17 protein-coding genes are annotated in these 20,416 nt (G+C 68.6%); 5 read left to right on the forward strand and 12 right to left on the reverse strand.

Going from position 1 to position 20,416, the window contains the following annotated elements:
• Nucleotides 1-2 precede the first annotated feature (2 nt).
• From HQ325_RS07345 to HQ325_RS07370, 6 genes are all read right to left on the reverse strand, one after another.
• Nucleotides 3-785, reverse strand: coding sequence for a TauD/TfdA family dioxygenase (locus HQ325_RS07345; RefSeq protein ID WP_261777732.1), 783 nt, complete (start codon nucleotides 783-785; stop codon nucleotides 3-5).
• Nucleotides 782-1,867, reverse strand: a complete 1,086-nt coding sequence (locus HQ325_RS07350; protein ID WP_308014292.1) for a D-alanine--D-alanine ligase — start codon at nucleotides 1,865-1,867, stop codon at nucleotides 782-784. The genes HQ325_RS07345 and HQ325_RS07350 overlap by 4 nt, the downstream gene beginning before the upstream one ends.
• On the reverse strand, nucleotides 1,860-3,152 hold the full coding sequence (locus HQ325_RS07355; RefSeq protein WP_308014293.1) for an ATP-grasp enzyme: 1,293 nt from the start codon (nucleotides 3,150-3,152) through the stop codon (nucleotides 1,860-1,862). The genes HQ325_RS07350 and HQ325_RS07355 overlap by 8 nt, the downstream gene beginning before the upstream one ends.
• Complete coding sequence (locus tag HQ325_RS07360; RefSeq protein ID WP_222627700.1) at nucleotides 3,149-3,943, reverse strand: O-methyltransferase; 795 nt, start codon at nucleotides 3,941-3,943, stop codon at nucleotides 3,149-3,151. Before HQ325_RS07360 ends, HQ325_RS07355 begins: the two co-directional genes overlap by 4 nt.
• The gene (locus HQ325_RS07365) at nucleotides 3,936-5,177 is read right to left on the reverse strand and encodes a sedoheptulose 7-phosphate cyclase (protein WP_222627702.1); all 1,242 of its coding nucleotides are present in this window, start codon (nucleotides 5,175-5,177) and stop codon (nucleotides 3,936-3,938) included. The genes HQ325_RS07360 and HQ325_RS07365 overlap by 8 nt, the downstream gene beginning before the upstream one ends.
• Before the next feature lie 103 nt (nucleotides 5,178-5,280).
• The gene (locus HQ325_RS07370) at nucleotides 5,281-5,952 is read right to left on the reverse strand and encodes an HAD-IA family hydrolase (protein ID WP_222627704.1); all 672 of its coding nucleotides are present in this window, start codon (nucleotides 5,950-5,952) and stop codon (nucleotides 5,281-5,283) included.
• Between the two features lie 239 nt (nucleotides 5,953-6,191).
• On the opposite strand from HQ325_RS07370, the gene HQ325_RS07375 reads away from it, so the two are divergent.
• Nucleotides 6,192-6,827, forward strand: a complete 636-nt coding sequence (locus HQ325_RS07375) for a TetR/AcrR family transcriptional regulator (RefSeq protein ID WP_222627706.1) — start codon at nucleotides 6,192-6,194, stop codon at nucleotides 6,825-6,827.
• A 1-nt stretch (nucleotide 6,828) separates the two neighbouring features.
• Here the strand turns inward: HQ325_RS07375 and HQ325_RS07380 are convergent, their stop codons facing one another.
• From HQ325_RS07380 to HQ325_RS07400, 5 genes are all read right to left on the reverse strand, one after another.
• Nucleotides 6,829-7,047: a hypothetical protein gene (locus HQ325_RS07380; RefSeq protein WP_222627708.1), complete on the reverse strand. Its 219-nt coding sequence runs from the start codon at nucleotides 7,045-7,047 to the stop codon at nucleotides 6,829-6,831.
• 70 nt (nucleotides 7,048-7,117) lie between these two features.
• Nucleotides 7,118-7,756 (reverse strand): TetR/AcrR family transcriptional regulator, encoded by a 639-nt coding sequence (locus HQ325_RS07385; RefSeq protein ID WP_222627710.1) that lies wholly within the window; start codon nucleotides 7,754-7,756, stop codon nucleotides 7,118-7,120.
• Between the two features lie 8 nt (nucleotides 7,757-7,764).
• The gene (locus HQ325_RS07390; protein WP_222627712.1) at nucleotides 7,765-8,916 is read right to left on the reverse strand and encodes a diguanylate cyclase; all 1,152 of its coding nucleotides are present in this window, start codon (nucleotides 8,914-8,916) and stop codon (nucleotides 7,765-7,767) included.
• A gap of 81 nt (nucleotides 8,917-8,997) precedes the next feature.
• Nucleotides 8,998-9,876, reverse strand: coding sequence for an SDR family NAD(P)-dependent oxidoreductase (locus HQ325_RS07395; RefSeq protein ID WP_222627714.1), 879 nt, complete (start codon nucleotides 9,874-9,876; stop codon nucleotides 8,998-9,000).
• A complete protein-coding gene (locus HQ325_RS07400; protein WP_222627716.1) occupies nucleotides 9,873-11,357 on the reverse strand; it encodes an NAD(P)/FAD-dependent oxidoreductase in 1,485 nt (494 codons plus the stop codon). Before HQ325_RS07400 ends, HQ325_RS07395 begins: the two co-directional genes overlap by 4 nt.
• Nucleotides 11,358-11,491: 134 nt before the next feature.
• Between HQ325_RS07400 and HQ325_RS07405 the strand changes: the two genes are divergently transcribed.
• Nucleotides 11,492-12,847 (forward strand): NADH:flavin oxidoreductase/NADH oxidase family protein, encoded by a 1,356-nt coding sequence (locus HQ325_RS07405; RefSeq protein WP_222627718.1) that lies wholly within the window; start codon nucleotides 11,492-11,494, stop codon nucleotides 12,845-12,847.
• A 7-nt stretch (nucleotides 12,848-12,854) separates the two neighbouring features.
• Here the strand turns inward: HQ325_RS07405 and car are convergent, their stop codons facing one another.
• Nucleotides 12,855-16,406: a carboxylic acid reductase gene (car, locus tag HQ325_RS07410; RefSeq protein ID WP_222627720.1), complete on the reverse strand. Its 3,552-nt coding sequence runs from the start codon at nucleotides 16,404-16,406 to the stop codon at nucleotides 12,855-12,857.
• Nucleotides 16,407-16,606: 200 nt separating this feature from the next.
• On the opposite strand from car, the gene HQ325_RS07415 reads away from it, so the two are divergent.
• From HQ325_RS07415 to HQ325_RS07425, 3 genes are all read left to right on the forward strand, one after another.
• Nucleotides 16,607-17,983: an AarF/ABC1/UbiB kinase family protein gene (locus HQ325_RS07415; protein WP_222627722.1), complete on the forward strand. Its 1,377-nt coding sequence runs from the start codon at nucleotides 16,607-16,609 to the stop codon at nucleotides 17,981-17,983.
• Nucleotides 17,962-18,531 carry a TetR/AcrR family transcriptional regulator gene (locus HQ325_RS07420; RefSeq protein WP_056447269.1) on the forward strand — a complete coding sequence of 190 codons (570 nt, stop codon included), beginning with the start codon at nucleotides 17,962-17,964 and terminating at the stop codon, nucleotides 18,529-18,531. The genes HQ325_RS07415 and HQ325_RS07420 overlap by 22 nt, the downstream gene beginning before the upstream one ends.
• Before the next feature lie 154 nt (nucleotides 18,532-18,685).
• Entirely contained in the window at nucleotides 18,686-20,413 is a 1,728-nt protein-coding gene (locus tag HQ325_RS07425) for a cholesterol oxidase substrate-binding domain-containing protein (RefSeq protein WP_222627724.1), read from the forward strand.
• The last annotated feature ends 3 nt before the right edge of the window (nucleotides 20,414-20,416 follow it).

Here is a 20,416-nt window from a genome sequence, read left to right on the forward strand (position 1 = left end):
CCTCAGGAGCGAGCGCGACCGTCGGTTGCCATACCGCGGTGCATCACCCGGTCGCCGACCACTCCGCTGTGGTCGGCCCGGTGCATGACGCACCGGTTGTCCCACAAGACGACGTCGCCCGGCTGCCACGTGTGACGGTGCACGTTGTCCTCGGCGGTGGAGTGGTCGTAGAGGAACCGGACGGTCTCGGCGGTCTCGTCGGGCGACATCCCGCTGATCGACGCGCATCGCGCGGGAGTCGACAGGTAGAGCGAGCGCCGTCCGCTGATCGGATGGGTCGCCACGAGCGGATGCACTGCGGACGACTCGGCATCGTCGGCGAGATCGAGACCGGTCACGACGTGCGTGAGCGTGCGATCGACGAGGTCGTCGCGAAGGTCGTCGGGCAGTGTGTCCCACGCGCGGTACTGGTTGCTGAAGACGGTCTGTCCTCCCTCCGACGGCACGGTGACCGCACGGAGGGAGGTGTACGCCGGTGGGTGTGCCACGTAGCTCGTGTCCACGTGGAAGGTGGAGCGCGGCGTCGTCGTCCGGCCGACGTTGCTGATGACGTTGAGATCCGGGTGTCCGGGGACCGGTGTCTCGCCCTCGGTGAACACGAGGTCGCCGAACGCACGGAGAAACTCGGTGAAACGGTCGTCGTCGAGCGACTGCCCCCGGAAGACGACGACGCCGTGATCTGCTGCGAGGCGGCGTGTCTCGTCGATCCCCGCCGCGTCGAGGTCCTCCACCCGGACGTCCTCGACGAGTGCGCCGACGGGTTCGAGGGTGGTGTGTCGCATCATCGTGCTCCTTCGATCGAGAGTTCGCGCAGTCCTGCGGCGAACAGGTCCTCGAGAGTCATTCCCGCGGCCGCGGCCATCACCGCGACCACGCTGCCCCGCGCGTAGGAGCAGTACAGGCCGGCCTCGAGAAACCACGGTCGACCGTCGGGGTCCACCCGGAAGTCGAAGAGGCTGTAGTGCCGACACCCCAACGCTCGGTGGCACTCCAGGGCCACCGCGTGGACCCGTTCCGTGATCGGATCGTCCTCGGCGACGATCCAGGCCTTCGTGGCGTTCTTGGCCACCAGGTACAGCGCGCCGTCCTCGTCGCGGGACAATTTGTCCTCGCGTGTGCGGATCGGCCGATCGTCCGCGTCCACGGCGTACTCCTCGAGCGGCAGGCACACCGGTTCACCGTCCACAACGACGATGCCGCAGCGCACCTCACGTCCCAACTCGACGTAGCGCTCCACCAGCACCCGGCGGGAGAACCGCGCAGCGTCCGCGAGCGCGTCCGTGTACTCGTCGGCGGTACGCGCGAGCGACACCCCGACCGAGTTGTCGGAGTCCACCGGCTTGACGACCACCGGTAACGGGACGGGCGACCGCGTGCCTGACTGTGGTGCGTCCGGGGGCACGACGACTACGTGGCCCTCCGGCACCGGAACGCCCGCCGCAGCGACCACCGCTCGGGTCAGCGCCTTGTCCGCCGCGAGTGCCATCACGTCGGCGGTGTTGCCCAGCAGAGCGAGACCCGCGACGTCGACCAGCGCCCGGTAGGACGTCATGCCGGGCAGGCAGAACATCTGCGGCACGACGACGTCGACACCCAGAGCCTCGATGTGGTGCAGCGCGTCCGCGAGCGACAGAGGCGGAGCCGCCGCCACCGCGTCGTCGGTGAGATCGACTGGGAAGCGCCACGTGCGGTCGGGCGAGACCAGTGCGACGTGGAACTCGTACCGTGCGGGATCGGCGAGCGCGGACAGCGCGTCCGAGGCGTACACCCGCGACAGGTCCGAGTGGAACTCGTCCTCGGCGGACCCCGCGAGGTGCAGCACGGTCACCCGTGCGGTCGGGTGGACGAAAGCCGTGTCGTCAGTCACCGCCGGCCTCCACGAGTTTGCCGATGTTGAAGTCGATGCGGCTCCACGAGCGACCGGCGCGAAGGTTCGCCCAGATCAGCGACGGCATGTGGAGGTGGTGAAGCATGAAGTAGGGCAACGGATCCCACCGCGTGAACACCGCGTCCTTCCCGGTGGCGATGGTGCGGGCGCGGGCGAGGCGGCCAGGCTGGGTGAGCAGCCGCCAGATCTCGTGGTAGATCCAGTAGGTCGGCCGGGCGGACGGGAGCGGCGTGATGACGGGGTGCCCGTCGTCGAGGTACGCGGCCGCCACGTCCGGGTGATCGTGGAACATCGTGATGGCCGAATGCGTACGCGGATTGCACTCGATGGCGTAGGCGTGGCCGTCCGCCGCCTCGATGAAGTCGAAGGACACCTGGCCCGTGAGCCCGAGCTCGCCGACGAAATGCTCCACCCACGACCGGATCTCGGGCTTGTCCACCATGGCGTAGTTGATCTGGAACGCCGACGACTCGCAGCACCCGTACACCTGCACGCGCCCGTTGCGGACAGTCGAGTGGGTGCAGTACTCCTGACCGGTGACGAACTCCTGCATGATCCACGGATCCTCGTCCGAGATGTCGAGCCGGGAGACGAACGCGGCATTCGCCGCGCGGTCCCGTCCCGTCAACGGCGTGAGGTCCATACGACCCACCGGGTTGTACGCGATGCGCTTGAGGATGTAGGTACGGCCGTCGGGGAAGTCGAAGTCCTCGACCTGCCGACGGTCGGTGACGAGGTGTGATTCCGGCACGCGCAGACCGAGCGACTCCGCGACCTTCGAGAACTGCACCTTGTCGTCGAGCATGCGCACGGTGGCCGAGTCGACGTGGACCACGTCGCACCGGCCGTCGAGCAGACGGCCGACCTCGGCGTCCGGCACGCTGGACGCCGGGCTCGACACCGGCACGAACACGTCCGCACTCTCGCTCAGCACGATGTCGGCGATCGCGCGCGCGTATCCGGGTTCCGACGCCTCGGGGACGGTGTGGAACACGTCGACCGCTCGGGAGAACCGATGCGCGGTGTACCGGTACTTGGCCGATTCGACCAGTACCACCCGATGGCCGGCGCCGTGGAACGATCTCGCGAGTTGCAGCGCCTTGGTCATCTTGCCGCCGTTGATCACGACGGTCCTACGCTGTGCGGCAGGCGAGCCGGGTGCCGTGCGCGGTCGGGCGAGTGCCGCCAGGACGGGTACGAGGTCGAGCGGGACGGTGACGAGCGAGCCGACGAGGACCGCCACGGACCGGCCGACGCTCGTCACGATGCGCTCGATCGACGGATGAGCGTCAGTCCGTCCCGCAGAGGGACCAGGACCTGCTCGACGCGAGGGTCCGCCGCCACGGCGCGATTGAACTCCGCGATGGCGGAACCGTTGCTGGACATGGCCGTACCGAGGTACGGCTCGGCCTGCAGGAGTGTGTTGTCGACGGCGACCACGGCGTCCGGCGTCAGCAGCTCGGAGTCGAGAAGCGCCGTCAGGTATCCGAGGTACCCGGCCTTGTCGGCGTCGATGAACACCAGGTCGAACCGGCGTCCCTCCTCGGCGAGACGGGTGAGGGACTCCGCCGCAGGACCGACGAGAATCTCGATCGCGTCGCCTGCCGGCGAAGCGTCGAAGCACTGGCGGGCGAACGCCGCGACGGGTTCGTCCAGTTCACAGGCGACGATGCTTCCGCCGGGTGGAAGTGCCTCGGCCATGGCGAGAGCGGAGTACCCCGTGAACATGCCGATCTCGAGGACCGACGTGGCGCGGGTCATCCGCACGAGGAAGTCGAGGAAACGTCCCTCGACGTGGCCGGACAGCATCTCCTGCTCGAGCGCGCTGCCTGACCATTCCGCGGATCGGGTGCGTGCGGCCAGATCCGCGAGAGCGGGTGATTCCGGGGTGGTGCACTCGTCCAGGTACGGGTCGAGGCCCGCGATCACGTCACGCGCACGCCGAGCGCGGCCGAGAACGGCTGCCGGGACCCCGAGGTCGTCGAGGTCCCGGCACAGCTCCGTCAGCTCGGCCGCGGCGATGGTGGTCGGTGTGACCGGCCGTGCATCACTCATCGTGGGACGAACCGACCGCGACCTCCGGTTGTGGCGCGGTGAACATGTCCACGCCGTCGCCGTCGCGGTCGTGCTCGAGGCAGATCTTCTTGTGCAGGGTGAGCGTGTCCGACAGCTCGTCGACGGTCACGTCGTTCAGGAACTCGCAGGACCCGATGGGCGCCGGCACCGCCGCGCGGAGAATCCCGTCCCGGGTCTTGAGGATGGACGACGTGGCCTCGGCGAGCAGGTCGGCCGTCAGGTACGAGCTGTCGAGCGCGAGCCCGATCCCGCTCATGACGCCGAGCACGCGGTCGCGGTCGTCGGCCGTGATGTGGCCGCGCTGTTCCGCGAGGGTGGTGGACAGCGCCATGTCGATGTTGATGGCGTGTCCGTGGAAGAACGGCGCGGGCGGGGTGAGCTCGAGCGTCGGACTCCAGGTGTGGCCGAAAGCGATCACGCGATCGAGGTCGATCTCGTGGAGATTGGGCGCTTCCAGGTCCAGCATGGTCGCGATGGCCTTGTAGGTGAGGCGGTCGGCGATCTCGCGCAGTTCCGCGGTGCCGTTCAGGTGACCGAATCGCGTCGCCAGCAGCTCCGGGCCGTGCTTCTCGAGCATCTCGAAGATCTCGAGGTTGCCCACGACGGAGATCTTGATCAGTTCCGCCATGCCGTTGCGGACCTGGTCCTCCGGCAGGGTGCCCAGGAAGCTGAAGTCCAGCAACACCTTCTGCGAGGCGTGGTACGCGCCGAGACGGTTCTTGTGCTTGCCGTAGTTGACGGCGACCTTGATGCTGACGCTGGCGTCGATGAGACCGATCAGTGTCGTGGGGATGCGGATGTACGGCGTGTTCCGGCGGTAGCTGGCGCACGCGAAGCCGGCGACGTCCGTCGTGAGTCCGCCGCCGACGACCAGAACCGGCTCGGTGCGCACCAGGCCGAAGCGATCGAACTCGCCCACGATCCGTTCGAAGGTCTCGATCGACTTCGCCGTCTCCCGGATCTGCACCGGGACGATGGTGAGCGCGATCTCGTGATGGCGGAAGTAGGTGTGGATCGCGTCGCCGTACAGCGCGAGAACACTGTCGTCCACCACCATGAGACACCGGCCGTACGGCCGGTAGCTGTCCGCGAGCTCGGTGTTCGCGGTGTCGAAGACACCGTCGACGTACACGAGGTCGTACTCGATCTTCTCGTATCCCTCGACGTGGAAGGTGCGATCGTCTGCGGTGACACGTGCCTGGAGGTTGCTCACTACTTCTCTCCCGAGGAAAACGGTTCGCGAGCGTCGCGCTCGACGGGTGAACCGGGGTTGGCGTGGATGTGACTCGACAGGGTGTGGAGTCGACCGGTGAGGGTCACTGTCGAGCCGTCACCAGAGATTCGATGCGAGCGGGGTCGAGGGATTCGACCGTCTCCGATGCCGAGGAGAAGTCGCTGCCGGCCGTGTTCTCGTTGGGGAACGCGACGCAGGTGATGTCGGCTGCGGCTGCGGCGGCCACACCACCGGCGTTGTCCTCGATCGCGACACACGCGGACGGCTGTTCGCCCAGCTTGTCGAGGGCGAAGGCGTAGGACGCGGGGTCGGGCTTGCCCTGCTCGACGTCGTCCGCGTCGACGAGGACGTCGAACGAGTCGCGAGAGACCTCGGGGGACAGCGCCTCGAGCACGGCGCTGACGTTCTCCTTCGACGTGGTCGTGACGAAACCGAGCTTGGCGCCCGACTTCTTCGCCGCGGCGATGGTGTCCACGACGCCGGGTCGCGGGCTCACACCGGCCGAGGAGAGGAGGGACCGGAAGATCTCCGACTTGGTCGCGTGCACCGCGGAGGCGTCGACCTCGACGCCCTCGGACGCCGCGAAGTCCTCGATCCGGTTCGCGCCGCCGTTGGACCCGAGCATGGACCGGTAGTCCTCGCGTGACCAGTTCCAGTCGAGCCCGTGCGAGGAGAACGCCTCGTTGAAGGCGCGTCGCTGGAGCTCGGACGTGTCGGCGAGAGTGCTGATGGAGCCGAAGAGGATGGCAGACATCGGTGTCCTTCCGTGGACCGGCCCGACGCTGTGCTGCGCCGAGGCCCGAGGCGACGGATGACCCGTCGCGAATGATGGTGGGGGAGTTCGCGGTCGAAATGCCGTGCACGAAGCTGGTCCAACAGTACAGTAATGAACATTTAGTTCAATAGGTCTGTACCCGACAATCGCGTAACTTCAACCCTCGAAGTTCGATGCCCGAATTTCGAAGCACAGCGACCGAGGAGGTGAGTGACGCGATGAGTCATACCCCGTCGGACGTGAACGGAACCGGATCAGATGTCGTGGCAGAGGACGCCCGCGTCGCTCGCACGCGCGGGGACGTCGCGCGCGCTGCGCTCGAGGTACTCACGGGTGAGGGGTGGGAGGCGGTGACCCATGCGCACGTCGCGCGGGTGGCCGGATACTCCAAGACCACGCTGTACACGCATTGGCCGTCCCGGTCCGACCTGCTCACCATGGCTCTCGAGGCGATCGGCGACATGCCGCATCACGACCTGGTCGGGGATGTCCGCACGGACCTGATCGGTGAGCTCCGGATGCTGCGCGACGCCATTGCGACGCAGCGACTCGATCGCGTGCTCATGGCGATGGCGCAGTGGGGGGCCACCGTCGCCGAGATCGGCCGAGTGCGCCGCCGCATCGTCGACGACGGCGAGAAGCACACTCGGCAGATGCTCGGTGCGGTGATCCAGGGCCCGGAGCTCGAGGCGGCGGTGTCCATGCTGTCCGGCTCCGTGGTCTGCCCGACGCTGATGTACGGGACGCTGCCCGACGACGCCACCATCGAGGCCGCCGTCGACATCCTCCTTCGGGGCATCGAACGTCGGGGCATCGAACGTCGGGGCATCGAACTTCGGGGCATCGAACGCTGACTCAGCGGCTGCTGTGCACCAGGTCGGCCAGGGACTGCCGCGACTGCGCGGACTCGGCCAGTGCCGCCGTCAGTTCCTCCCATGCGCGCTGGACGCGGAGTTCGTCGCGGACGAGACGTGCGCGGGCGCGAGCCACGCGCCGGTGCTCGGCGTCGCGGGTGAAGGTCGCGTGTTCCTGCCGTCGGACGAGCAGGAACACGTCGGGATCGGTGGGATACATGCGCGAGTCCTCGTGTCGTGGTCGGTGTCAGCACCACTGAAACACCCGAGGGGGGACCGCGTCGACCGAATTACTCCGGCTCGGCCGCACCGACCACCGCGGCGAGGAACCGGGCGGTCCCGTGAACGAGATCGGTTCTGTCCGCTCGGTATCCGTCCATGAGCCAGGTCATGGCGGTGTGGCTGATGCCGCCGACAGCGGCGGTGGCCAACCTGTCGAGGGAACTACCGACGGCAATGTCCGGCGTGTGGCGACCGAGGAGCCCCACCATCAGCTCACCGAATCCGTGCATCGTATCGAGATACGTGCGGTCCACCCGCGGACTCACCCCGAGCACCTCGAGCCACACGATCCGTGCGAGCTCACGGTCCTCCACGGCGCGGAAGAAGCCGTCGAGGCCGTGACGCGAGAGCGTCAGCGGGTCCGTCCCGGCGGGCAGGTCGTCGACCGCCGCCGTGGTGGATCGGGTCAGGGTGTCGATACATTCCCGGTACACCGCGACCAGAAGGTCCTCGAGTGTCGGAAACAGCTCGTAGAAGTAGCGGTCGGCGACGTGCGCGTCACGACAGATGCCGCGCACTGTCGAGGCTCGGAAACCCACCGATCCGAAGGACGCGCGCCCCGCGTCGAGCAGTTGGCGCCGGCGACGAGCCGTGCGCTCCTCGGCGCTCTCCCCGCCGTAGGTACGTGCGGGCGATGGATCGGTCACGCCCCCATTCAACCGGTCGACGCGAGGCCGCGCGCCGTTCCCCCGTCCACAGCGACGCAGTGCCCACCCGATCGCTTCGCCCGGTACATCGCGGTGTCACCCCGATCGACGAGTTCGGTGAGTGTGGCCGACAGGCGGCGGCGGTCGTGCAGCAGTGCGGTGGTGCTCGCCATCGCGAGCCCGACGCTCGCGGTGACCGCCGGCCCCGGGATCCTCTCCGCCACCGCGTCGCGGACGGCGCGGGCGGCCCGGAGCGCCGCGAGCGCGTCGTCGTACAGATCGAAGACGAGGAACTCCTCGCCGCCGTGGCGTGTGACCACGGCGGTGGATCCGGCCGCGCGCACCAGGCTGCGTCCCACGCGTACGAGCACCTCGTCACCGACGTTGTGTCCGAGTTCGTCGTTGATCGCCTTGAACTTGTCGAGGTCGAGCACGATCACGGCGGCCACGGGACGGGCAGCGGCGGCGCGGGTGGTCGTGGAACGCATGTCGTCGGCGAGAAGCATCAGTCGCGACTCGAGCCCCCGGCGATTGCTCAGACCGGTGAGCGGATCGGTCAACGACTTGTCCGCGTCGACGCGGATGAGATGGACACCCAGTTCGATCACGATGGGGACCACCACGCCGACGACACTCAGCATGATCGCCTTGGCGGCGGCGATCGCCAGGTCGTACTCGGGGTCGAGCGCGACCTTGACGGCGAGCACCGCGATGGTGAATGCGCACCACACGACGTGCGCGAGTAACACCCGTGGCCCCAGCAGGAAGGTCGCGTAGGTCCCGAGGAGCACCAGCAGACCGGCACCGCTCAAGCCGGCGAGCGAGCTCGAGTCGAGGAAGCAGACCACGGCGATGGCGACGTCGGCGTAGGCGAAGAAGACGACCGATTCGCGGAAGGACGGCCAGTGCGCGACGTTCCAGCGCACGGCCCAGCCGATTCCACCCACGATGGTGACGACGACGACGGCTCGATCCGCGAGACCCTGGGCTCCGGACGGCGATCCGAGCGACAGGACAGCGATGGCCGTGACGACGAGGGTGAGGCAGGAGATCAGCCCACGCATCCATCGCGCGAGGCCGCGCGACTCTATGAAGAGCCGCAACTGCTGCGTGTCACGCTGGGCGGACCAGCATTCCCTGAGCAGAGCGGCGAGCATCATGCATCGGGACAGTACCCGTGAGAACGGACACGGTCGGTACCAATGACCAGTGTGCGGGTCACAAACCGGGAAATAGCCGAATCAACGGCTGCGGCGCTCGAGCCGCGCGACCAGGTTTCGGGTGGTCGGATCTTTTGCCAGCGCGAGATCGGACAGCGGGTTCGCGATCCCGCGCATCGCCGAATAGGCCCGCCACCTTCCCGGAAGCTGGATCCGTGCTGCTCGTCGCTCGATACCGTCCACCGCTCCCGCCGCGAGAGCCTCGGGGGAGATGGGCGTGAGAAGGGGTGCGGGGAAGGCTCGCGCCACCAGAGCGGTCGCGATGTCGTCGGCGCCGAAAGCCACGTCCGCGATGGGGGTCGCGACCCACCCCGGGTACAGGACTCCCGCGGTCGCGCCCGTGTGAGCGAGCTCGGCACGCAGGGCGCGACCGATCTGCTCCACCGCGGCCTTGGTCGCGGCGTACGGAGCGTTCGCCAGGCCGTTGAGATAGGCGTAGGTCGACGACGTGATCAGCACGTGGCCGCGGGCGGCGACGACGTCCGGCAGTGTCGCCCGGATCGTGTTCCACACTCCGTTGAGGTTGACCGAGACGACGCGTTCGAAGACGCCGTCGGGAACGGTCGACACGGTGTACGCGGTGTCGCCGCTCGAGATGCCCGCGTTGGCGTGCACCACGTCGATCCCACCGAACCGATCGCGGACGGTGACGACGGCCGCTCGCAGTTCGTCGGGGGACGTCACGTCCACACGGAGGGCGATCGCCCGGTCGCCCAGGTCACGGGCGACGTCGTCGACGGACGGAGCGACGTCGAGCAGCGCGACCGCCGCGCCGCGGGAGACGAGTTCGCGTGCGACGGCTGACCCGATGCCGCCGCCGGCCCCCGTCACGACGGCCACGCGCCCCGCGAGGCGTAGTCGGGGGGACCTTCGGAACCTGCCGGGGGTGCTAAGGGTCATGATGCTGCCACTCTCTCGGTGTCGGTCGATGCGGGCCGCAGGACGTGGTCGTCGCCTCGGAACGAGCCGGCCAGTCTGCGGTAGGTGAAGCTGAAGCCGGGAAACATGGCGATCACGCGTCCGGACGCGGATTTGTACCAGCTCGTGCAGCCGCCGTTCTGCCACACCGTGCGTGTCATCTCGTCGTGGATCATCGCCGTGTAGCGCTCCTCGGCGGCGCGGGTGACCTCCACCGTGCGCGACGACGTCCGCCGAGCGTGCTCGATCGCCGACATGACGTACCGCATCTGGGCCTCGATGACGAAGATGGCGCTCGTGTGACCGATCCCGGTGTTGGGCCCTGTGACGATGAACAGGTTCGGGAAGTCGGGAACGGTCGTGCCCAGGTAGGCCCTCGGGTAGTCGGACCACACGTCCCGCAGCGCGGTGCCGTCCCGACCGATGACCGGGTAGGAGATGACGCCGTCGGTGGCGTCGTACCCGGTGGACCACACGATGACGTCGAGAGGGATCTCGCGCCCCGTCGCGGTGGTGATGCCGGTGGGGGTGACCTCGGCGATGCCGTCGTCGCGGTCGTGCAGCGTCGTGTTCGGGGAGCTGATGGCGGGATACAGCGTGTTGGACAGGATGATCCGCTTGCACCCGATCGTGTAGTCCGGTGTCAGCCTGGCCCGGAGATCGGGGTCCGCCACCTGCGTGCGGAGCAGGTTCCGTGCGTGACGCTCGGCGAACAGCCAGAGGCCGAGCTTCGAGTACTTGAAGCCGATGATCCGGGCCTCGAGCTTCCAGTAGATGGCCGCGCGCAGTGCTCGACGCACGAAGCCCACCCGCAGGGCACGGCGTTCCCAGGGTCGAAACTTCCGATCGGGTCGGGGCATCACCCAGTGCGGGGAGCGTTGGAAGACGTGGAGCTCGCCCACCTCGGGCTGAACGGCCGGGATGATCTGTGCCGCGCTCGCACCACTGCCGACGATGGCGACACGTCTGCCGGCGAGGGGGACGTCGTGGTCCCACGCGTTGGTGTGGAACTGGGCGCCCGCGAAACTCTCGCGACCCGGGAAGGGCGGAACGACAGGCGTGCTGAGCGGACCGGTCGCGTTGACGACGAACTGCGCGCGATAGTCACCCGCCGTGGTGGTGACGTGCCACGAGTCGTCGACCCACTCGATGCGTTGCACCTCGGCACCGAGCACGGTGAGATCGTCGAGACCGTGCTTGTCCACGACATGGCGGGTGTAGTCCTCGAGCTCGCTCTGCACCGCGAACATCTGCGACCAGTCGTACGGCTCGGACGCGATCGAGTAGAGCGGGCTCTGCACGTCGACGGCCGCTCCGGGGTAGGAGTTCTGCCGCCACGTTCCGCCGGCGAACTCGCGTCGTTCCAGGACGACGATGTCGTCGATGCCGCGACGCAGCAGTTCGATGGCGGCGCACTGCCCACCGAATCCGCTGCCGATGATGACGACCGTGACGCTGCGCATCGCGCTCCCGAGGGGTGGGGCGCCCGTGTACGGCCGCCGCGGCAAGTGATGACAGCTATCATCACACCACATCTGGTGTACTCCGGGGAACGGATCCACCCACCCGAGCACCCATTCATCCGACGAGGGGTTCCATGCCTGACGTGTCGCTGTCCACACCGCTGACGTTGCCCAACGGACAGGTGCTGCCCAACCGGATCATGAAATCCGCGCTCAGCGAAGCGCTCGGGACCCGCGACAACGCTCCGGACGAGAGGCTGTCGCGTCTCTACCGTCGATGGGGCGACGGCGGCTACGGACTCCTCGTCACCGGGAACGTCATGGTCGACCATCGGCACCTGGGCGAGCCCGGCAACGTCGCGGTCGCGGACGGCCGCGATCTGGACGCCCTCTCCCGGTGGGCGAAGACGGCGCAGGACGGCGGCAGTCCGATCTGGATGCAGATCAACCACCCCGGGCGACAGGGCAATCCGGTGACGACGGTCGGCGGCACCCTGGCCCCGTCCGCGGTGGGCCTGGACATTCCCGGGATCCCCGCGCCCCGCGCAGCGACCGGCGCGGAGATCGAGGACATCCTGTCGCGGTTCGCGACGACGGCCGCGGTGGCCGAGGAGGCGGGCTTCGACGGAGTGCAGATCCACGCCGCCCACGGCTACCTCGTCAGCCAGTTCCTCTCTCCCCTGACGAACCTGCGGACCGACGAGTGGGGCGGCGACATCGAGGGCCGTGCGCGTTTCCTGCTCGAGGTGGTGCGACGAGTACGCGCCGCCGTCTCCCCGGGCTTCGCCGTCGGCATCAAGCTCAACTCGGCAGACTTCCAGCGCGGCGGTTTCAGCGAGGACGAGTCCCGCGAGGTGGTCTCGATGATCGGTGATCTGCCGGTCGACCTCATCGAGATCAGCGGCGGCAGCTACGAGTCGCCCGCGATGATGGGCACCGCGGTGTCGGCCAGTACGGCGTCGCGCGAGGCGTACTTCCTCGACTACGCCGTGACGGTGCGCGACCTCGCTCCCCACATCCCGCTCGCCGTGACCGGTGGGTTCCGCACGCGCGACGGAATGTCGGACGCGGTGCGGTCCGGTGCGTGTCAGATGGTGGGACTCGGCCGCCCGACCGCCGTCCTGCCCGGAGCGGCACGGGACGTTCTCGACGGCACCGTCACTGCACTGCCCAGCCCGTCCATCTCCGTTCCTGTGCCGGCCCGCTTCGCGACCCACCGTTCGGTCCGGTCGCTGGGGGGACTGCTCGATCTGCAGTGGCACACCGATCAGTTGCATCTGATGGGAGCCGGCAAGGATCCGGATCCGGCTCGGCCCGTGGCGAAGACGATGCTGTCGTCGTTGCAGCGCAACGGGATCGACGCCTTCACCGCGGCGCGGCGAGGATCCGGTGGCGGTGCGAGCTCCCCCGTGGGGACAGTGTTCGCGCTCGCACGCCATCGGATCCTCGATCCCGCCGTCCGGCTCGTTCGGTCACGCACCGGACGCTGATCGGCTGTCAGAGCGTCGGGATCAACCCCAGCGCCTCGAGATCACGCACGTACTTCGCGACGAGATCGCGCGACAGGTGCGGGATGTCGTCGATGTCCGCCAGTGCCGACCCCGGTGTCGACGTGTCGCGGACCGCGGCACGGAACACCTCGGCCGGCAGGGGTGACCCGGCGGTCGGCAGGTCCGGCCGCGCGTAGGCGTGCCGCAGCGGCAGCACCGAGGCGGACCGCTGCGCCGACGGCAGGGACTCGAGCGCGTCGGAGAACTCGGCGAACCACGTGTCGTAGTCGGCGATACGCCGAATCTTTCTGCCGGACTGGATGATTAAGTCGACGACGGTGTCAAGAGAGATGCCGTCGTCGTGCGGATTGAGCACGTCGAAAGTCCGGTGTCCCGACGTCGCGCTGCCACCGAGCTCGGTGATCGCCGCTGCGGTGAAATCGGCGGGGAGTCCGTCGTAGTGTGCGCGCGGCCGCCCTGCATCGTCGACGGGTGCGCCCGTGTCCTGCCGGTAGAACGTCTCCGGGGCGATTCCGGTGGCGATCAGCGACAGCACCGTGCGGGTGAAGATGTCCGGGACGTTGAGCTGACCGGTCCACCGGGGGTGCGCCAGGATCATGTCCGAACGGAAGACGGTCACGGGGAGTCCGAAGGCGTCGGAGGCGTTGCGCAGCAACACTTCACCCGCCCACTTGGAGGTGCCGTATCCGTTGGCGTACGACTCGTCGAGGGCGCGGACCGGACTGATCTCGCGGATGTCGCCGTCCTCGGAGAAGGCCTCGACGCCCGCCGCGACGGCCACGGTGGACAGGTAGGTCACCGGCTTGAGGTGATGCGTCAGGGCGAGCCGGGCGATCTCGGCGGTGCCGATCACATTGGGGCCGAACAACTGCTCGTACGGCAGCGCGTGATTGACGAGCGCCGCGGGATGCACGATGCGGTCGACCCGCTCGGCCAGCGACGCGTACTCCTCGTCGCTCACGCCCAGGTTCGCCTCGCCCACGTCGCCGACGACGACCTCGAGCGCGGTGTCGGCCAGCGTCGTCCACCGCGACCACAGGGCCGGGTCGCCGGTGTCGAACGCGGTGTCGAGACGGGCACGAGCGTCCGCCGCGGTGCGTCCGCGCACGAGGCACACGACGGTGCCGCCGACCGCGGCCTGGCGTTCGAGCCACTCCAGGCACAGGAAGCGCCCGAGGTATCCGTTGGCGCCCGTGAGCAAGACCGTCCGGGTATCGGTGCGCACCGGCCCGACATCACCTGCGGACGACAGGAACTCGTCGCCGAGGACGGCGGTCAGCGTCAGCTGGTCGGCACGGGCCTGCGTCGCGTGCGCTCCGTGCACCGAGGCGAAGGTCGGGGCTCCCGTGGAGTCCGCGGCACCGCGGCGCCGCTCGATGTGGTTCGCGATGGCCGCGAGATCCGACGATGGTGCGATGACGACCGTGACGGGGACGTCCACGTCGAAGATGTCCTGCAGCAGGGTCGCGAACGTCAACGCGGACAACGAGTCACCGCCGAGATCGGTGAAGTGGGCGTCCGGCGAGATCTCGGTGCCGGCGCATCCCAGCAGTGCCGCGGCGGCCTCACCGACGGTCTCCAGGACGGAGGCGTCGGCGCCGCGACGGCGGAGTTCGCTCATCTTCGCCGTCTGGCCCTCGTCGATCTCGCGGTACCTGCCCTCGAGCGCCTCGCCGTAGCGCGCCGTCAGCGCGGGACGCAGCTGCTTGTTGGCTCCCGAGAGCAACCCGTTCTCCTGCGTGAAGGGTTCTTCGGCCAGGACGATGTCCCGCGGAACCTCGTAGGACTCGAGCTGCTCGTCGCGCGCGAGTGCCTGCAGGGAGTCGAGCACGGTGGCGACGTCGGCTCCGTCGGCGGGCACGACCACGCCGAGAAGATAGGACCGCTCGCCGCTGCCGTGCAGATGAATCTGGTCGACGGCGTCGGCGGACGCGTAGATCGACTCGAGACGCGAGAGAGCGACGAATTCACCCTGCGCCAGCTTCAGCACGTTCTTGCGCCGGTCGACGTACACGAGATGGTCCGGCTCCGTCTCCGCGACCACGTCGCCGGTGCGATAGAAGCCGTCTGCACTGAACATCTCGGCCGTCACGTCCGGCCGCTTGTAGTAGCCGGGCACGAGGGAATCGGTCTTGAGGAGAAGCTCACCGCGCGGGTGCGGGCGGTCGGTCGTGGCGTATCCGAGCTCGGGAACGTCGTCGAGGCGGTACTCGAGCACCGGCGGCCGCTGCACGACGCCGTCGAACAGCACCATGCCGGCCTCGGTGGAGCCGTAGTTGTTCTGCACCGTCGTGTCCAGCAGTTCGGAGACGAACTCGATCACCTCGGGGGAGGTCGGCGCGGTGCCCACCACCGCGGAGAGAATGCGGCCACCGAGAGTGGTGGATCGCATGTCCTCGAGAACCTCGGCGCGGACCGCGTCCGCGCTCTCGCCGGTGCGATGCGACCGGGTCTCGATGCGTCCGAGGGCCGTCTGACGCAGCAGATCGCACACGCGGGGGACCAGCATGGCCACGGTAGGACGGGCGAGCGCGTAATCGTCGAGGAGCGTGGACAGATCGCTCGAACTCGCGAAGTACACGATGCCGCCGGCGGCCAGGGTCGTGAACACCACCGCCCGACCGGCGAGATGGCTCATGGGCAGGTAGTCCAGCGTGATCGCGCCGGGTCGCCCCGCCTGGTCGGACTCCGCGCTCTGCTCGTACCAGTGGGACGTCGACCACAGGCGGGAGACGATGCGCTGGGTGTGAATCGCGCCCTTCGGAGTGCCGGTGCTGCCGGAGGTGTAGATCAACGTGGCGATCCGCTCGGGATCGACGGCCTCGGGGCCGGCGAGACGGGGGAGGGTGCGGCCGCGCGCGATCGCGTCCCGGAGTGTCTCGATCGCGAGGACGGTGCCCGGTACGGATCGCCGTGCCTCGGCGAGGCGGTCGACGTCGTCGTCCACACGGTCGTCGTGGTCGAGGACGACGATCCGGCGGATGCTCGGGCACGCGTCGGCCACGGCAGTGGCGGTCGACAGCTGTTCGCTGTCGACGACGAGCGCGACGGGCTCGACCTCGGCGGCGATGTCGGCGAGGCGGCCGGGAGCAGCGCCGGACTGGAGAGGAACGGCGACGGCACCGGCCCGGACCGTCGCCAGTTCGGCGACGACGTAGTCCGCGCCGGCGAATCCCAGGGTCGCGACGAAGGTGTCCGGTGCGACGACGTCGCCGAGCGCGGTCGCGAGATCGAGGGCATCGGACCACAGCGACCCGTAGGTGATGGTGTCCATCCGCTGCCGGAGCCGACGCACCCGGCGACCGTCGACTCCGGCCTCGACGTCGTACGCGCGGCGACCCAGTGCGGGCCGATCGGTGTAGCGGTCCATGACCACCTCGACCATCGCGTGCAGATCGGGCGTCAGGTCCGCCACCTGCGCGGACACCGAAGGGTCGGCGGCCGCGGCACGCACCTCGGGATCGGTGTCGAACAGACGTGCCGCGCGGGCCGCGACCGCGCCGGTGCGTGTGTCTTCTGATGTGATGGTGCTGGTCATGATGTGTTTCCCCCTCTGATCGACGATGCGCGGTCCCCGTCACGCGGTATATCGTTACTCAAAGTAAGAGTAGGCCCTCGCTGACGCCAGAAAACGTGATGTGGGACATAGCGCGCCCGAGATGTCCGGTGCGCCAGAAACTTCCGAGTCCGCGGTGCCGCGATCGATCGAGCGCAGGGACGGTGCGGGATACTGAGGGCGTGCCGGAGAAGATGCCGACGTCCAGGGTGGCCCGGGGCGCCGAGGTGGGTCGCCTCGTCGCGGGTCGCACGGCGCGCAACGCCACCATGCGAGTACGCATGGCGGGTCGCACCCAGGAACTGCGTGCCGCCCTCACGGCGAAGGAGGCCGTCCGCTCGGCCGAACGGCTGGTGACCGTCCTGGGCGGTCTCCGCGGAGCGGCCATGAAGCTGGGCCAGATGCTGTCGATGCTGGACCTGTCGTTCGTCCCCGACGAGCACCGCGACGAGTTCCACCGCAAGCTCGCCGAGTTGCAGAGCCGCGCACCCACCGTCTCGTTCGGTGACGTGCGCACCGTGATCGAGGCGGATCTGGGCGAGTCGATCGAGTCGCTCTACGCCGAGTTCGACGAGAGCCCGTTCGCCGCCGCGTCGATCGGTCAGGTGCATCGTGCCCGCTTGCACGACGGCCGGGAGGTGGCCGTCAAGGTGAAGTACCCCGGTATCGACGACGCGGTGCGGGCCGACCTGAAGAATCTGTCGTTCTACGTCAAGCTGTTGCCCGCCTCGATCCCGATGCTGTCCTCCCGTGCCGTCGTCGACGAGTTGCGCCGAAACCTCGAGGCGGAACTCGACTACCCGGCGGAGGAGCGGACGCAGCGCAGGGTCGCGGCCCTGTATCGCGAGCACCCGCACTTCTTCATCCCGGACACCGTGCCGGAGCGGTGCGGCGCGGCGGTCCTGACGACCGAGTTCGTCGACGCGGTGCCGTTCGACGAGATCCGTGCGATGTCGGCGGAGGTGCGAGACCGGGTGGGTGAGACGGTGTTCCGCTTCTACATCGGGTCTCTGCACACGCTCGGCGAGTTCTGCGGCGACCCCCATCCGGGCAATGTCCTGCTGGCTCGGGACGGGCGGGTCACCTTCGTCGACTTCGGTCTGTACCTGCGGATGAGTCCGGCGGACGTGCGTTTCGAGAGGGAGTGCCTGCGAGCGGCGATCGAGGGGCGCGGAGACGATCTGCTCACCGCCATGTCCGCGCGGGGAATTCTCGACCCCGGCGCCGCCGTGACGGCGAGCGATTGTCTCGACTACGTCTGCGCAGCAGCGGAACTCAGTCTGAACGACGGGTCGGTTACCGTGACGCCAGAGATGGCGGGGGCGTGTTTCGTCCTCGCCGTCGACCCTCGATCGGGCAGTTTCGGCACCATGACCAAGCAGTGGTTGCCGCCCGAGCACGTCTTCTCCCGTCGCGCGGACTTCCTGACGTTCGGCATCCTCGGGCAACTTCGTGCCACCGCGAACTGGGGGCGGATCGCGCGCGAGTGGTTGTACGACGAACCGCCGAGCACCGCCATGGGTGTGGACATCGCCGCATGGCAGCCACCGCCCGCGTGAGGGAACGCATCCTCGCGGCGGCGGTGCGACGCCTCGAGCTCGGTGGTTTCGACGGCGTGACCATCAGTTCCGTGGCCGACGAGGCCGGTGTCTCCCGCCCGACGGTGTACGCGCACTTCGGTACCCGTGACGCCCTGGTGTCGGACGCGTTGCAAGACGTGAGTTCGCGTGTCATCGGGTCCGTCGTGTCCGCGGTCGGAGAGCGGGAGTCGGTGTCCGAGTTCGTCGTCGAGGCCATGGTCGCCGCGCGTGCGGCGTTCCGGTCGTCGCCGGCGTTGGCGCCGCTGGTGCATCCCGGCCGTGGAACGGTGATCTACGACGGATCCGCCTTCGGGATCGACGCGCTGAGCCTGACCAGGTCCTTCCTCACGCCTCTGGTGGGAGCGCCCGCCGAGGCCGGCGGCGACCTCGACGAAGTCGCCGACCTCTGCATCCGCATGTTCCTGTCCGTGGTGCAGTTCGACAGCGAGGCGACCCGCTCCGACGACGCGCTCCGGGGCTATCTGCGCCGCCGCCTCGTGCCGGTCCTCGACCTGCCCGGCGCGTGACCCACCCCCGGCCGAGACCCTCCCGGACTTGACAATCTTTACGGGTATGTCAAAGGTGTAAACCCTCCGGGGGGACAAGTAGATCCGGACTGCCCAGCAGTGCGCTCACGAGGCGTGGGGCTCACATCATCCGCATCTCGCGCATCGGGGACTCATGCCATCGCTCGACCGTCGATCCTTCCTGTCCGCATCCGCCGCCTCGGCCGTGGCCGCCACACTCGCGGGGGTGTGCAGGCCCGTGCCGGCGGGAGCCGTTCCGGCGGGTGTCGGGGAAGGCGTCGCCGCGCCACCCGACTTCCCGCCGGAAATCCCGCTGTTCCGGCAGCGATACCAGAACTGGTCGAAGGAGATCGTGGTCGACGCGGTGTGGACGTGTTCGCCGCGATCCGCCGACGACGTGGTGACGCTCGCGAACTGGGCTCACGCCTCCGGTCACCGGCTGCGGCCGCGCGGCGCGATGCACGGGTGGACCCCGTTCACCATCGAGAACGGCGAGAACCTGGACCGGGTCGTGCTCGTGGACACCATGACCGGGCTGACCGGTGTCACCGTGGACACCGCGTCGTCCACCGTCACCGCCGGTGCCGGCGCGACCCTGTCCGACGTCCTCCAGGCGCTGGAGGACCACGGTCTCGGATGGTCGAGTGTGCCCGCGCCGGGGGTTCTGTCCATCGCGGGCGCGCTGGCTGTCGGGGCGCATGGCGCCGTGGTACCCGCAGTGGGAGAACAGGTTCCGATCGGTTCGTCGTCGGGATCGTTGAGCAATCTGGTGACCTCGATGACGGTGGTCGCGTGGAACGGGACCGGGTACGCACTGCGGACCGTCGCCCGGTCGGAGGCCGACGCGCCGGATCTCGCGGTCCATCTCGGCCGAGCGTTCGTCACCGAGGTGACGTTGCAGGCGCACCCGGCGATTCCTCTGCGATGCGAGAGCATCACCGACATCGGTTGGGCGGAGTTGTTCGGAGCGCCGGGGGCACCGGGGCGTACGTACGTCGATTTCCTGGACCGGTCCGGCCGCGCGGAGGCGATCTGGTACCCGTTCACCGACACTCCGTGGCTCAAGGTGTGGACGCCGACTCCCGTGCGACCGCCGTCCTCCCGGGAGGTCGACGGACCGTACAACTACACGTTCTCCGACACCCTCCCGGAAGCGGTGTCCGACGCGAACGGTGCTGTCGTGTCCGGGCGGACGGAACTGACGCCCGCGTTGGGTCAGGTGTTCCTCGCGACGACGGTGGCGGGGCTCGCGGCCACGGGGTCGTCGGACATCTGGGGAGCGCCGAAGAACACGCAGTTCTACATCCGTCCGAGCACTCTGCTACTGACGGAGGGCGGCGGTGCGGTGATCACGGCTCGCGCGAACGTGGCTGCGGTCCTGCACGACTTCACCCGCTGGTTTCGAGAGCGCACCGAGCACTACGCGTCCCTGGGGCAGTTCCCGATCAACGGCCCTGTGGAGATCCGGTGCTGTGGTCTCGACCAGGGCTCGGACGTCCTCGTCGACTCGGCCGGCCCGCCGACGATCTCGGCCATGCGTCCGGTGCCCGATCGTCCCGAGTGGGACACGGCGGTGTGGCTCAACGTGCTGGGCGTCCCGGGAACGCCCGGGATGTTCGCGTTCTATCGCGAGATGGAGCAGTGGATGCGAGAACGTTTCGACGGTGCCGATGCGGTGTTCCGGCCGGAGTGGTCCAAGGGGTGGGCGTTCGACGAGGACCGCCCCTACCGAGACGTGCAGGCGCTCACGGCCGCCATCCCCGACTCGTTCCGCGACGGGTACTCGGGCGAGCGGGACTGGGACTCCGTCGTCGGCACCGTCGACAGACTGGACCCACACCGCGTGTTCGGCAGTTCCTTCCTCGACCGATTCGTCCGGTGACGT

The organism is Rhodococcus sp. BP-349 (assembly GCF_019835845.1).
Lineage (GTDB): Bacteria > Actinomycetota > Actinomycetes > Mycobacteriales > Mycobacteriaceae > Rhodococcoides.

What these genes read in the sequence shown, in the direction of transcription:
- HQ325_RS07425 (WP_222627724.1), top strand. Translation starts at nt 18,686, where the DNA reads ATGCCATCGCTCGACCGTCGATCCTTCCTGTCCGCATCCGCCGCCTCG.
- HQ325_RS07380 (WP_222627708.1), bottom strand. Translation starts at nt 7,047, where the DNA reads ATGTATCCCACCGATCCCGACGTGTTCCTGCTCGTCCGACGGCAGGAA.
- HQ325_RS07370 (WP_222627704.1), bottom strand. Translation starts at nt 5,952, where the DNA reads ATGTCTGCCATCCTCTTCGGCTCCATCAGCACTCTCGCCGACACGTCC.
- HQ325_RS07375 (WP_222627706.1), top strand. Translation starts at nt 6,192, where the DNA reads ATGAGTCATACCCCGTCGGACGTGAACGGAACCGGATCAGATGTCGTG.
- HQ325_RS07360 (WP_222627700.1), bottom strand. Translation starts at nt 3,943, where the DNA reads ATGAGTGATGCACGGCCGGTCACACCGACCACCATCGCCGCGGCCGAG.
- HQ325_RS07405 (WP_222627718.1), top strand. Translation starts at nt 11,492, where the DNA reads ATGCCTGACGTGTCGCTGTCCACACCGCTGACGTTGCCCAACGGACAG.
- car (WP_222627720.1), bottom strand. Translation starts at nt 16,406, where the DNA reads ATGACCAGCACCATCACATCAGAAGACACACGCACCGGCGCGGTCGCG.
- HQ325_RS07345 (WP_261777732.1), bottom strand. Translation starts at nt 785, where the DNA reads ATGATGCGACACACCACCCTCGAACCCGTCGGCGCACTCGTCGAGGAC.
- HQ325_RS07420 (WP_056447269.1), top strand. Translation starts at nt 17,962, where the DNA reads ATGGCAGCCACCGCCCGCGTGAGGGAACGCATCCTCGCGGCGGCGGTG.
- HQ325_RS07395 (WP_222627714.1), bottom strand. Translation starts at nt 9,876, where the DNA reads ATGACCCTTAGCACCCCCGGCAGGTTCCGAAGGTCCCCCCGACTACGC.
- HQ325_RS07390 (WP_222627712.1), bottom strand. Translation starts at nt 8,916, where the DNA reads ATGATGCTCGCCGCTCTGCTCAGGGAATGCTGGTCCGCCCAGCGTGAC.
- HQ325_RS07400 (WP_222627716.1), bottom strand. Translation starts at nt 11,357, where the DNA reads ATGCGCAGCGTCACGGTCGTCATCATCGGCAGCGGATTCGGTGGGCAG.